This window comes from Streptomyces sp. NBC_00104 (genome assembly GCF_045160825.1).
Lineage (GTDB): Bacteria > Actinomycetota > Actinomycetes > Streptomycetales > Streptomycetaceae > Streptomyces.
Genome location: NZ_CP108215.1, coordinates 3,915,380 through 3,928,846 on the forward strand (window position 1 = coordinate 3,915,380; position 13,467 = coordinate 3,928,846).

Sequence of the window (13,467 nt, forward strand, 5' to 3'; positions counted from 1 at the left end):
CCCCGAGGACCACCAGTGACATCGAGACAGCTTCACCTCAACGCGTTCCTGATGAACACCGGCCACCACGAAGCCTCGTGGCGGCTGCCGGAGTCCGACCCGTACGCGCACGTCGAGCTGGACCACTACGTGCGGCTGGCCCGGATCGCGGAGCGCGGCACGTTCGACTCGCTCTTCCTGGCCGACGGCCCGCAGCTGTGGGGCAGCGTGGGCCAGCGTCCGGCGGGCGCCCTGGAACCGCTCACCCTGCTGACCGCGCTGGCGACGGCCACCGAGCACATCGGCCTGATCGCCACCGCCTCCACGTCCTACAACTCCCCCTACAACCTGGCCCGCAAGTTCGCCTCGCTCGACATCCTCAGCGGCGGCCGGGCCGGCTGGAACATCGTCACCACCGCCGGCGCCGAGGCGGCCCGCAACTTCGGACTCGACGCCGAGCCCGCGCACGCCCAGCGGTACGCGCGGGCCGCCGAGTTCCTCGACGTGGCCCTGAAGCTCTGGGACAGCTGGGAGGACGACGCGATCGTCGCCGACAAGGCGTCCGGTGTCTGGGCCGACGACACGAAGATCCACCCGCCCCGGCACAAGGGGACGTACTTCAGCGTCGAGGGCCCCCTCAACGTCCCCCGCACGCCCCAGGGTTACCCGCTGCTGGTACAGGCGGGATCGAGCGAGGACGGCAAGGAGTTCGCCGCGCGGTACGCGGAGGCCGTGTTCACCGCGCAGCAGACCATCGAGGACGCGCGGGCCTTCTACGCCGACCTCAAGTCCCGTACGGCGGCGGCCGGCCGGGACCCCGAGCACATCAAGGTGCTGCCCGGCATCGTCCCCGTGCTCGGCTCGACGGAAGCCGAGGCGCGGGCGGCCGAGCGGGTCCTGGAGGACCACATCGTGTACACGCACGGGGTGGGCAACCTGGAGCGGCTGCTGCAACTGGCGCCCGGCAGCCTGGAGCTGGACGCCCCACTCCCCGCCGACCTTCCGCCCGAGAGCGCCATCGAGGGCGCCAAGAGCCGCTACACGCTCGTCGTCGAACTTGCCCGGCGCGACCGGCTCACCGTGCGGCAGCTGATCGGGCGGCTGGGCGGCGGGCGCGGGCACCTCACCTTCGCCGGTACGCCCGAGCAGGTCGCCGACGAGATCGAGACCTGGTTCACGCGCGGTGCCGCCGACGGCTTCAACATCATGCCCGCGGTCCTGCCGTCCGGGCTCGACGCCTTCGTCGACCACGTCGTCCCGATCCTGCGCGCCCGCGGTCTGCTCCGCACCGAGTACGGACCGCGCCGCACGCTGCGGGACCGCTACGGCCTCCCGCGCCCCGCCAACCAGCACGTCCGCACGTCCGCGCCCGCCCTCGTCTGATCCGCGAAGTCCCGGCCCCCGCAGTCCCGCCACCGCATTCCGGCTCCCGCAGTCCGGCCCCCGAAAGGAAGCACGCCATGACCATCGAGATCCAGAAGGTCACCGCCCACATCGGCGCCCGCGTCTCCGGCGTCGACATCTCCAAGCCCCTCGACGCGGAGACGGTCGCCGCGCTCCGTGAGGCCCTCAACGTCCACAAGGCGCTCGTCTTCGACGACGTGAACCTCGACGACGAGACCCACCAGGCCTTCGTCCGCCACTTCGGCGACATCACCACCGCCCACCCCACGGTGGACGCCGTCGCGGGTGCCGCGAACGTCCTGCCCGTGGACAGCGAGCGGGGGCGCGCCAACCACTGGCACACCGACGTCACGTTCGTCCTCAACCCACCACAGGCCACCACCCTGCGCAGCATCACGATCCCGCCGTACGGCGGCGAGACCCTGATCGCGAACGCTGCGGCGGCCTACCGGGACCTGCCCGAGCCGCTGCGTCGGCTGGCCGACGGCCTGTGGGCGGAGCACACCAACGACTACGACTACGCGGTGCCCGAGGAGGAGATCGACGCGGAGCGGGCCGAACAGCGCGCCCGGTTCACCTCGATCACGTACCGCACGGCCCATCCGGTCGTGCGCGTCCACCCCCTGACGGGTGAACGCGGGCTGTTCATCGGCGGGTTCGCGCAGCGGATCGTGGGCCTGTCGCTCGGCGAGTCCCGCAAGCTCCTCGACCTGCTCCAGTCGTACGTGACCCGGCCGGAGAACGTGCTGCGCCACCGCTGGTCGGAGAACCAGCTCGCCGTCTTCGACAACCGCATCACCCAGCACTACGCCATCGACAACTACGACGGCCTGCCGCGCCGACTGCACCGGGTGACCGTCGCCGGTGACGTGCCGGCGGGCATCGAGGGCGAGGAGAGCCGCTCGATCGAGGGGGACGCCTCGCACTACACGTCCGTGGCGTCGCAGCCCACGCCCGTGGCCGCGCAGCCCACGCCCGTGGCGGCCTGATCCCGCCACCTCCGTAGCCGCTCGGGCACCCTCGGTGCCGGACGCGTCCGGATAGCGGACAGCCCCTCCGTGCGCGCGGAGGGGCTGCCCAGACTGTGGGCGTTTTTGCCCGACTCACGCATTGGACGAACCGCGCCCATGCCCAGCACCGACGTCAAGGCCCCACAAGAGCCCGACGCCTCCCTGTCCCACGGTCTCAAGCAGCGCCACCTCTCGATGATCGCCCTCGGCGGGGTGATCGGCGCGGGCCTCTTCGTCGGGTCCGGCGCGGGCATCGCCGCGGCCGGTCCGTCGATCGTCGTCGCGTACGCCCTCTCCGGGCTCCTCGTCATGCTGGTGATGCGGATGCTCGGCGAGATGTCCGCCGCGTATCCCTCGTCGGGTTCCTTCTCGGCACACGCCGAACGCGCTCTCGGCCCGTGGGCGGGCTTCGCGGCCGGCTGGTCGTTCTGGGTGCTGCTCTGTACGGCCGTCGGCCTGGAGGGCATCGGCGCCGCGAAGATCGTGACGGGGTGGCTGCCCGGGACCCCCGAGTGGGCCTGGGTGGCGCTCTTCATGCTGGTGTTCCTCGGCACGAACCTCGCCGCCGTGAAGAACTTCGGCGAGTTCGAGTTCTGGTTCGCCGCGCTGAAGGTCGGCGCGATCACCCTGTTCCTGGTGCTGGGGGTCCTGGCCGTCGCCGGCGTCCTGCCCGGCACGGACTCGCCCGGCCTCGCCCATCTCACCGGTGAGGGCGGCCTCCTGCCCAACGGCACCGACGGCCTGGTCATCGGTCTCCTGGCCTCGATCTTCGCGTACGGCGGCCTGGAGACGGTGACGATCGCGGCGGCCGAGTCCGAGAACCCCGTCAAGGGCGTCGCCACGGCCGTCCGTACGGCGATGTGGCGCATCGCCCTCTTCTACGTCGGCTCCATGGCGGTCATCGTCACCCTCGTCCCGTGGGACGCGAAGGCCGTGGTCGAGAAGGGCCCGTACGTCGCCGCCCTCGACCGCCTCGGCATCCCCGGTGCCGGCCAACTGATGAACGTGGTCGTGCTGGTGGCCCTGCTCAGCGCGATGAACGCCAACATCTACGGTTCCTCCCGCATCGCCTACTCCCTGGTGGAGCGCGGGCAGGGTCCGAAGGTGATCGGCCGGGTCTCGGGCGGGGTCCCCCGGATCGCCGTCCTCGCCTCCAGCGTCTTCGGGTTCCTCTGCGTCCTGCTCAGCTACTGGCGCCCCGACGACGTCTTCCCCTGGCTCCTCAACATGATCGGCGCGGTCATCCTCGTCGTCTGGATCTTCATCGCCGTCTCCCAACTGCTCCTGCGCCGCCGTATCGAGCGCGAGGCCCCGGAGAAGCCGGTCGTCCGGATGTGGGCGTTCCCGTGGCTGACGTGGGTGGCGCTCGCGGGGATGGCCGCCGTCTTCGTCCTGATGGCCCGGGAGCCGGGCACGCGGACGCAGTTGTACTGGACGGGCGGGATGACGCTGTTCCTGGCGGCGATCGGATACGCCTGGCAGAGGGCGCGCGCCGCCCGCTGACACACACCTCGGATGCTTCAGGGCCCTCGCGCGGAGGACGGACGGTCGGTTCGCGCGAGGGCCCTTGCACATGCCTGAGCAGGCCCTACATTCTCCTGCCGTTGCCGCGCACTTGCAAGTATGTTGCAATAAGGGTCGGACAGGGGCACCGACACACCACCCCCGAGCCCCCACCGAGATGCCCTGCTCGTGATCGTCTTCTCAACCTTCACCGGGCAGGCCGAAGAAGGGAGAACCCCCGCGAGGGCGTGACTCGCGGGGGTTCTCGCCGTTCCGTTGCCGGAAAACGCCGCGGCGGGACGCATTCCGTGCTGACGTTTTCCGGGGCTTTCGCCCTATGCTCCCGTTTTCCGGCCGGATTCCCGATCCGGCCGAGGGGACCGGGAGGTCGTATGCCGAGCTACAAGCACTGCCCCCCTTGCGGGGGACGCAAGCCCTTGGCGTTCTACGAGGCCGACAAGGAGGTCCAGCACTACCTCAGGTCCCAGGGGAAGAACCCGGCCGGCTGGTGGCGCTGCGGCAACCACGGTGAGAAGGGCCGCTGCCTGTGGGTCCAGCCGTACGCGGTCCAGAGCGAGGGGCTGACCCTCCCCGAGTCCTTCCGGTGACCCGGGGCAGTCAGAGCAGGTTGCTGAAGTCCGGGCCCTTGGTGCGGGTGCGCTTGATCTCGTAGAAGCCGGGGACCGAGGCCACGAGGAGGGTGCCGTCCCAGAGTTTGGCGGCCTCCTCGCCCTGGGGGGCCGGGGTGACGACGGGGCCGAAGAAGGCGATCTGCTCACCGTCGGCGCCGGGGACGGCGATGACGGGGGTGCCGACGTCCTGGCCGACCTTGTCGATGCCCTCCTTGTGGGAGGCGCGCAGTTCGGCGTCGTACGGGGTGGAGTCCCAGTGGTCCATCAGGGACTCGGGCAGCCCGACCTCGGCCACCGCGGCGGCGACGACGTCCTTCTCGATGCCCAGGCCCTGGTTGTGGGCGCGCGTGCCGATCGCGGTGTAGAGGTCACCGAGGACCTCGGCGCCGTGCTCCTGCTGGGCGGCTATGACGATCCGCACCGGGCCCCAGGCCTTGGTCTCCAGCAGCTCGCGGTACTCCTCGGGCAGCTCGTCGATCTTGGGCTCGTTCAGCACGGCGAGGCTCATCACGTGCCAGCGGACCTCGATGTCCCGGACCTTCTCCACCTCAAGGACCCACCGCGAGGTCATCCAGGCCCAGGGGCACAGCGGGTCGAACCAGAAGTCGACAGGGGTCTTGCCGGAGGTCTGCTGGGACATGGTTCTCCTCGGACGGAAGTCGTTTCAGCTGGCAACACCGACGGCCCGGCGTCGCATTCCCACCTGCCCGCCGCCAGGTGCGCATGACAGGATCGGGCCTGTCCGCATACTGAACACCACCTGAACACCACCCTGAGGGAGTGCCGCCCGTGCCCGGTGAGAATCTGTCCCGCGACGAGGCCCGGGAGCGGGCCGCACTGCTGTCCGTCGATGGTTACGAGGTCTCCCTCGATCTGCGGTCCGCCGTCGGCGACTCAGGTGACCTCGGCGGCGAGCCGCGCACCTTCCGTTCGGTGACGACGATCCGCTTCCGCTGCGCCGACCCCGGCGCCGGCAGCTTCGCCGATCTGATCGCGCCGAGCGTGACGGCCGTCTCCCTCAACGGCAAGGACCTCGACCCGAGCGAGGTCTTCGACGGCTCCCGGATCGCCCTCGACGACCTGGCCGCCGAGAACGAGCTGGTGGTCGACGCCCAGTGCGCCTACTCCCGCACCGGCGAGGGCATGCACCGCTTCGTCGACCCCGAGGACGGCGAGGTCTACCTCTACACCCAGTACGAACCGGCCGACTCCCGCCGTGTCTTCGCGAACTTCGAGCAGCCGGACCTCAAGGCCCCCTTCCGCTTCGAGGTGCGCGCGCCCGAGGGGTGGGTCGTGTGGAGCAACGGGGCCGGCGAACAGGCGGACGGGGTGTGGCGGTTCGCGGAGACCAAGCCGATCTCGACGTACATCACGGCCTTCGCCGCGGGCCCGTACCACTACGTGACGGACACCTACGAGCGGACCTTCGAGGACGGTACGCGGCTGGAGATCCCCCTCGGCGCGATGTGCCGCAAGGGTCTCGCCCCCTACTTCGACTCCGACGACGTCTTCCTCATCACCAAGCAGGGCCTGGACTTCTTCCACGACCACTTCGACTACCCGTATCCCTTCGGGAAGTACGACCAGGCGTTCGTGCCCGAGTACAACCTCGGCGCGATGGAGAACCCGGGACTCGTCACCTTCCGCGAGGAGTTCATCTTCCGGGGCAAGGTCACACGGGCGTCGTACGAGCGGCGGGCCAACGTCATCCTGCACGAGATGGCGCACATGTGGTTCGGCGACCTGGTGACCATGGTGTGGTGGGACGACCTGTGGCTGAAGGAGTCCTTCGCCGACTTCATGGGCTCCTTCTCGATGGTCGAGGCGACCCGCTTCACCAACGGCTGGGTCACCTTCGCCAACAACCGCAAGTCCTGGGCGTACCGCGCCGACCAGCTGCCCTCCACCCACCCCGTCACGGCCGACATCCGTGACCTGGAGGACGCCAAGCTCAACTTCGACGGCATCACGTACGCCAAGGGCGCGTCCGTGCTGAAGCAGCTGGTGGCGTACGTGGGGCGCGAGGCCTTCCTGGAGGGCGCCCGGCGCTACTTCAAGCGGAACGCGTACGGCAACACGAAGCTGGGCGACCTGCTGTCGGTCCTGGAGGAGACCAGCGGGCGGGACATGGCGTCCTGGTCGCGGGCCTGGCTCCAGACGGCGGGGGTCAACTCCCTCACTCCGCAGGTGCTTCTCGACTCCGAGGGCCGGATCGACGAGCTGGCGGTGGTGCAGGAGGCCGCCGAATCGCATCCCGAACTGCGGCCGCACCGGGTCGCGATCGGCCTGTACCGACGTACGGACGGGGGCGCGTTGGAGCGGTACGCGCGCGCCGAGGTGGATGTCGAGGGGCCGCGTACGGTCGTGGGGGAGCTGGCCGGGGCCGAGGCGCCCGCGCTGGTGCTGGTCAACGACGACGACCTGACGTACTGCAAGATCCGGTTCGACGCGGAGTCGCTGGACACGCTGCGGGCCGGGCTCGGGGACATCTCCGACCCGCTGGCGCGGGCGCTGTGCTGGTCGGCGCTGTGGAACCTGACCCGGGACGCGCTGCTGCCGGCGCGGGACTTCGTCGACCTCGTGCTGCGGTTCGCCGGGCGGGAGTCCGACATCGGCGTGCTCCAGATGCTGCACGCGTGGGCCAACTCGGCGCTCACGCACTACGCGGCGCCCACGTGGCGGCGGACCGGGGGCCGGCTGCTGGCGGAGGGTGCGTTGCGGGAGCTGCGGGCGGCCGAGGCGGGCAGTCAGCATCAGCTGACGTGGGCCCGTTTCTTCGCCTCGGTGGCGTCGGGCGAGGGCGATCTGGCGGTGCTGCAGGGGCTGTTGGCCGGGACCGAGAAGGTCGACGGACTGGAGGTCGACCAGGAGCTGCGGTGGGCGTTCCTGGAGCCGCTGGCGACGCACGGGGTGGCCGACGAGGGCGCGCTGGCCGCCGAGTTGGCCCGTGACGATACCGCTTCCGGGAAGCGGCATCAGGTGCGGTGCCTGGCGGCGCGGCCGTCCGCGGCGGTCAAGGCGCAGGCGTGGGCGTCGGTCGTGGAGTCGGACACGCTCTCCAACGCGCTGGTCGAGGCGACGATCGCGGGGTTCGCCCGGCCGTCCCAGCGGGAGTTGGTGGCGCCGTACGCGGGCAAGTACTTCGAGGTGATCGAGCGGGTGTGGGCCGAGCGGTCCATCCAGATCGGGATGGATGTGGTGCGCGGGCTGTTCCCGTCGCTCCAGGACTCCCAGGGGACGTTGGACACGACGGACGCGTGGCTGGCCTCGCACGCGGGGGCGGCGCCGGCGTTGCGGAGGCTGGTGCTGGAGGCCCGGGACGATCTGGCTCGGGGGTTGCGGGGGCAGGCGTGCGACGCGGCGGCGGAGGCGGGAGCCGCGGGGTAACTGCCGCCGGGCCTTGGTGTGTTGCGCACCCGGCGGCTGCCGCTGAGCGAGGGCGGGCTTCGCTCACCGGCGCTTGCCGGGTGCCGCTGGGCCGGCCGGGGTGGGCTGCCGGGTTGAGGGTTACCGAATTCGGGTAATCGGACCCGTAACTTTTTCTGATCGCGTCCGGACCAGCGGGTATCGGCAGTCGAACGCACGTACTTTAGTGCGGTCTTGTCCCGATTTGTCGACGGGCGTGTAACAGCGGTTAATCCGCGGCCCCGGAGCGGGAACCTCCGGGGCATGACCCACAACACCCCGCTCTCCCCCCGCCCCCTCCGTCGCCTCTCGGACGTCACGCGCCGGGTGCTGACGGCCGCGCAGTTGCGCGCGCAGGGTGTCACCGCCGCCGAGACGAACGAGCAGTGCCGGCCCGGTGGTTCCTGGCAGCAGATCCTGCCGGGTGTGTTCCTGCTGCACCCGGGCCCGCCCACCTCCGAGGAGCGGCTGCACGCGGTGCTGTCGTACGCGGCCCGCTCCCCGTTCCGCGAGACGGCCACCGGGATGGCGGGGGCCGTCGGCGTACCCGCGCAGCCGAACGCCGACGAGCCCCGCCCGGCGCCCCGTTACCCGGACGTGGTGATCACGGGCCTGGCCGCCCTGACGCTGCACGGATTCTCGTCCGCTCCCCCGCTGCCCTCCCTCGACGCGATCGACATCCTGGTCCCGCGCCTGCGCCGGCTGCGGACCGTGGGATGCGCGCGGATCGTCCGCACCCCGGCCATGCCGACCCCGTCGTATGTGACCGGCCTGCCCGTCGCCCCCGTCCCGCGCGCGCTGGCCGACGCGGTCGCGGAACTCGCGGACGCGGCCGCCGTACGCCAGCTGTTCACGGAGGCGGTACGCGGCGGTCACACCGAACCCGCCGCCGTCGTAAGGGAGTTGACCGAGGCGCGGCTGCTGAACCGTCCGCATGTCGTCGACGCGGTGGAATCGCTGCTCGCCGAGGGCCGGGCGATCGCGGAGGACCAGCTGTACCGGATGGTCCGCGAGTACGCCCTGCCCGACCCGGTCTGGAACGTCGACCTCCGGCTGCCCGGCGGCCCTCACCTCGGCGGCCTCGACGCGTACTGGCCGGAGCAGGCCGTCGCGGTCGAGCTCGACGTCCGGGCCCCGCGTCAGGAGGACGACGCGCTGTGGTCCGAGTACGCCCGTAAGCGGCAGGTGTTGGAACGGCTCGGCATCACCGTCGTCCACCTCACCCCCGGGAAGCTGCGTGACTCCCTGGAGCAGCAGGCGGCCATCGTCCGTACCGCCCTGATGGCGTCGTGCGACCGCGATCCGGCCGCGTATGTCGTGGTACTTCCCCGGTAAGTCGTGGTGCTTCCCCGGTAAATCGGGTAACTCGGGGCACCAGGAGGGGAGAGGAAGGGCCGCCGTCCGCTTCGGCGGCCCTTCCTCATGCCGGTCGGCTACTTGTCGCAGAACTCCGCTTCCACGATCGCCTCGCTGTCGCCCGTCCAGTCACTGTTGAAGTTGAAGGCGAGGGCATGGTGGCCGTCGGAGGTGCTGACGGCTTCCGAGGTGGAGCCGTGGATGCCGCCGCCGTGACCCCAGACGGTGATGCCGCAGCTGAGTTCGCGTTCCATGAGGCCCAGTCCGTAGCCGGCGTTCGGGATGCCGTCCACCTTGATCGTGGTCTTCATCTCGGCGAGCTGCTTCGGTGGCAGGAGCTTGCCCTTGAGCAGTGCCGTATAGAAGCGGTTGAGGTCGCCCGAGTCGGAGATCATCTCGCCCGCCGAGTAGGCCAGGGACGGGTTCAGCTCCGTGACGTCGTACGTCGGGCCCGTCGCCGTCTCGGCCAGCTTGCCGTAGGCGCGGCTGCTCGGCTTCGGGACCTTCGGGTAGGTGCCGGGGACGAGGGTGGAACGCAGGCCGAGGGGCTCGATGACGCGTCGGCGGATCTCGTCGCCGTACGGGTTTCCCGTGGCCTTCTTGATCACCATGCCGGCCAGGACGTAGTTGGTGTTCGAGTAGTTCCAGTCGGTGCCGGGGGCGAAGTCCGGCTTGTGCTTCATGGCGACGGCCACCAGCTGCTCCGGGGACATCGTGTCGTAGCGGTGTGTGAAGAAGCCGTCCTTCAGGAAGTACGTGCGGCCGAACTCCTCGTCGGCCGTGTAGTTGGAGATTCCACTGGTGTGGTTGAGCAGTTGACGGAGCGTCACCTCGCCGCCGTCGTGGCCGTTGCCGCGCACCAGGCCGGGCAGCCACGTGTCCACCTTGTCGTCCAGCGACAGCCTTCCCTCCGCCTCCAGTTGGAGCAGGACCGTCGACACGAAGGTCTTCGTGATGCTGCCGACGCGGTAGCGGTCGTGGGCCGAACGCGGCTTGCCCGTCCTGATGTCGCCGATGCCGGAGGTGGCCTTCCAGACGCCGTGCTCGTCCCTGGCCTGGAGGGCCACGCCGGGGACGCCGTCCTCCACCGCCGCGTCCATGGCCTCCTGGGTCGCGCCGTGTTCGGTTCTGGAGGACGCCGGTACCGCCACCGCGGGCGCGGCCAGGGCCACCGTCGCGGCCACCGCGGTCGCCGCCATCAGAGCCGTACGTGCCGTGCGAGCCGCGCGTGCTGTGCGTGCGGTGCGTGCTGACATGTGGTCTCCCCCTTCGCACCGACATTCTCGGCGACCCCGAGAACGTCCGGTCGCGAGGGGGGACCCCCAGGTGGGCGGGCAGGTTGAGCAGGTGCACGCCGGTTGAGCGGATTTCAGCCCTTCCGGAGGACCAGCTCCGTGTTGCGGTCGCCGGCCGTGCCGGTGAGCGTGTCGCGGCGGCCCGGGGCGTTGTAGGAGAGCTCGCGGTAGAGGGCGGCGAGGCCGGTCTGCGAGAGGTCCGTGAAGTCGGTGGCGTGCGGGGCGGCCGATTCGATCAGGGTGGTGAAGACGGAGAGCGTGCCGTCCTTGTTGTCCACCAGCTCGATGACGCGGGCGAGTTGGGGGAAGTCGATGTGGGAGGCTGTGGAGATCTCCCAGAAGGAGCCGCCGTTCGCGGACCCGTGCGGGGTGACGCGGTTGCGGTGGCTGTGGCCGTTCACCCAGGCCAGCACGTTGCGGTGGCGGCCGAGCAGGGACAGCACCTCGTCGCCGCCGTGGCGGGCCTCGCCGGGGCGGGAGGGGTCCTTGCGCAGGTTCCGCATCGACGTGCTGGTGTGGTGGCTGAAGACGACGACGTACGAACCGTCCTTGGCCGCCTCCTTCACCGTACGGTCCAGCCACTTGAGCTGGGCCGTGCCGAGCGAGCCCTCGTAGTGGCCGCCGGGATCGGTGGAGTCGAGGCTGACGCCGATGACGTCGTCGGCGATGCGGAAGGCGTAGTACTGGGTGCGGGCGTCGAGGTTGGCCTGCGAGTAGCCGTGGCCGACCGGGCCGGGGCCCGTGTGGGCCGGGTCCAGGTGGGCCTTGAGGTACTCCTGCGGGGTGAACGGGGCGCGGTTCTCGTCCGGGGTGACCGAGCGCATCTTCTTCGCCTGGGCCTTGAGCACGGCCTTCCAGTCGGCGCCCCGGGGGTCGCCGCCGCTCTTGACGTTGTCCCAGAGGGCCTTGCCGACCTGCTCGTCGAGGGTCATCAGCTTCCTGCCGCCGACCGCGAAGTCGGCGAAGAAGGAGTCGCCGGGGGCGTAGCAACCGCCGGGCAGGGAGTCGTGGTTGCCGACCGTGGAGTACCAGGGGACGTTCAGGCCGGGGCTGTTGACCTCGCGGATCGCGGCGGCCAGGAAGCCGTTCAGGCGCGGGAAGCCGAGCTGCTTGTCGGCGTCGCGGAGGGGGGCGTCCGGCTGCCAGTAGAGCTTGAGTCCGGCGTTCTGGACGCCCTCGTAGCGGCGCGGGTCACCGGAGTTGGGGGTGACGCGGCCACCGCTCATCACCTTCAGGAACCAGTCCAGTTCCGTCTTGGAGTTGTTGTCGGTGTTGTCGCCGGTCGTCATGACGAAGTGCAGGGGGGAGCCGGTCACCGGGGCTCCGCGCAGCGCGTTCACCCGCTCGACGAGCGAGACCGCGCCGGCCACGGACAGGGCCTCCTGCGGCCGCCAGGCGCTGGCGGTCTGGGCGCGCAGGTACTCGTAGCGCAGCGGGTGCTGGACGTCCACCACGTGCAGGTCGGTGAACTGGACGAAGGACGCAAGCGCCGTCCGGCGCTTCTCACGGCCGGACTTGGGGGTCGCCAGGTCGCCGCGTACGACCCGCGCCCAGGCCGGGCCGGCGCCGAGGCGACGGTAGCCGGAGGCGCCCCGCGGGGCGGCGACCGAGGCGAGGGTGGTGCCTCGGGTGTACGGCGCGAGGGGTGCGGCCGGGGCCTCTCTGTTCGAGAGGTGCGCCAGGGGGACCTCGGTGGCCGCGGCGTCGCCGGCGGCGGAGGCGGCTGCGTGGGCTTCGGTCTCCGGCCGCAGGGCGAAGCCGACCCCCGCGGCGAGGCCGACCGCTCCGGTGGCGGCGAGGAAGGCCCGGCGGTCAGGGTTGGTGGCGGCGGCAGCGACTGAGCGTATGCGCGACATGGCGCGGTCTCCCCGAGTGCGAACGCGTCGGAAGTGGTCGCGGGCCGCTCCGCGGTGGTGGCCGGAGTGGGGGTTCCCGCTCGTACTTGATGCTTGGCAGCCGGGGTGGCCTGGACGTTAACGACGTCGCAACGGGCGACGCCGATCACCGTACGTGGATCTTCGGGGACGGTGCGCGTCCACCGGGGGTTCCCGAATGTGAGGGGGAGCGAAGGGAAGAGGTCACTCCTTGTTCATCTGGTGGGGTAGGGCACGTATTCGCCGTGGGGCTCCGGTGATGCGGTGTGTGCGGGTGCGTCGTGGTTGCTCGCGCCCCGCGGCGGTAGCCGCATATTCAGCACTGCCCCGCGCCCCTAAGGGTTCAGCGGCGGCGTCAAGTGGCCGTTCTCCGGGCGTTCCCGCCACAGCCGCAGGCCCAGGTCCACCAGGCCCACCCTCGTGAGGGCCGGGATCTCGTCCAAGGGATGCCAGGCGGCCATGTCCGTGGAGCCGTTCGTCTCGTGGCGGAGGTCCCCGCCGGTGACGCGGGCCTCGTAGACGATGCGCAGCGCCTGGTGGTCGGCGTGGGTGCCGAGGCGGCGGGGATAGGTGTGCCGGCCGGTGTCGATGCCGAGGAGGACGGTGGGTTCGACGGTGTAGCCGGTCTCCTCGGCGGCCTCGCGGACGACCGTGTCGTACGGGTCCTCGCCGTGGTCCATGCCGCCGCCGGGCAGGGTCCACTTCTTCTCGCCGTCCCGGGAGACCCAGCGGGCCAGCAGCATGTGGTCGTCCCGTACGCAGACGGCGTAGGCCGCCACCCTCAACTCCTCGCGCATGCACAGACGTTAGCCAAAATGTCCGCTCATGCGCGGTCATCGCACCCATGACGGGTGGCGGGTTTACGCCATGACACAATCCCGCCTCGGTCAACCCTCCCCAAACATGTGTCACTTCGGTAAGGCTGAGCGACCATCCGGCACCGCATAACGGACCGGACCGATCCGAACCCGCCGCTCGGATCATCAATGCTCGTTTTCACCTGAATTCC

At 70.6% G+C, this 13,467-nt stretch carries 10 protein-coding genes; 6 read left to right on the forward strand and 4 right to left on the reverse strand.

The features are described from left to right. Positions 1-15: 15 nt before the first annotated feature. The 4 genes from OG272_RS17205 to OG272_RS17220 all read left to right on the forward strand — a co-directional run bounded on the left by OG272_RS17205 (position 16) and on the right by OG272_RS17220 (position 4,504). Positions 16-1,362 (forward strand): LLM class flavin-dependent oxidoreductase, encoded by a 1,347-nt coding sequence (locus OG272_RS17205; protein ID WP_327729698.1) that lies wholly within the window; start codon positions 16-18, stop codon positions 1,360-1,362. Positions 1,363-1,439: 77 nt separating this feature from the next. Beyond that, the gene (locus tag OG272_RS17210; protein ID WP_327729697.1) at positions 1,440-2,372 is read left to right on the forward strand and encodes a TauD/TfdA family dioxygenase; all 933 of its coding nucleotides are present in this window, start codon (positions 1,440-1,442) and stop codon (positions 2,370-2,372) included. Between the two features lie 138 nt (positions 2,373-2,510). After that, positions 2,511-3,896 (forward strand): amino acid permease, encoded by a 1,386-nt coding sequence (locus OG272_RS17215; protein ID WP_326582787.1) that lies wholly within the window; start codon positions 2,511-2,513, stop codon positions 3,894-3,896. A gap of 392 nt (positions 3,897-4,288) precedes the next feature. Next, positions 4,289-4,504 (forward strand): hypothetical protein, encoded by a 216-nt coding sequence (locus tag OG272_RS17220; RefSeq protein WP_327729696.1) that lies wholly within the window; start codon positions 4,289-4,291, stop codon positions 4,502-4,504. A 10-nt stretch (positions 4,505-4,514) separates the two neighbouring features. Here the strand turns inward: OG272_RS17220 and OG272_RS17225 are convergent, their stop codons facing one another. Beyond that, positions 4,515-5,168, reverse strand: coding sequence for a DsbA family protein (locus OG272_RS17225; RefSeq protein ID WP_326582785.1), 654 nt, complete (start codon positions 5,166-5,168; stop codon positions 4,515-4,517). Positions 5,169-5,317: 149 nt separating this feature from the next. On the opposite strand from OG272_RS17225, the gene pepN reads away from it, so the two are divergent. Beyond that, the gene (gene pepN, locus OG272_RS17230; protein ID WP_327729695.1) at positions 5,318-7,915 is read left to right on the forward strand and encodes an aminopeptidase N; all 2,598 of its coding nucleotides are present in this window, start codon (positions 5,318-5,320) and stop codon (positions 7,913-7,915) included. A 282-nt stretch (positions 7,916-8,197) separates the two neighbouring features. Next, positions 8,198-9,268: a hypothetical protein gene (locus OG272_RS17235; RefSeq protein ID WP_405893954.1), complete on the forward strand. Its 1,071-nt coding sequence runs from the start codon at positions 8,198-8,200 to the stop codon at positions 9,266-9,268. A 98-nt stretch (positions 9,269-9,366) separates the two neighbouring features. Here OG272_RS17235 and OG272_RS17240 read toward each other — a convergent pair whose 3' ends face one another. From OG272_RS17240 to OG272_RS17250, 3 genes are all read right to left on the reverse strand, one after another. Next, the gene (locus OG272_RS17240) at positions 9,367-10,545 is read right to left on the reverse strand and encodes a serine hydrolase domain-containing protein (protein WP_405893956.1); all 1,179 of its coding nucleotides are present in this window, start codon (positions 10,543-10,545) and stop codon (positions 9,367-9,369) included. 113 nt (positions 10,546-10,658) lie between these two features. Beyond that, positions 10,659-12,440: a TIGR03767 family metallophosphoesterase gene (locus tag OG272_RS17245; RefSeq protein WP_405893958.1), complete on the reverse strand. Its 1,782-nt coding sequence runs from the start codon at positions 12,438-12,440 to the stop codon at positions 10,659-10,661. Between the two features lie 353 nt (positions 12,441-12,793). Beyond that, positions 12,794-13,255, reverse strand: coding sequence for an NUDIX hydrolase (locus OG272_RS17250; protein WP_326582781.1), 462 nt, complete (start codon positions 13,253-13,255; stop codon positions 12,794-12,796). Between the last annotated feature and the right edge of the window lie 212 nt (positions 13,256-13,467).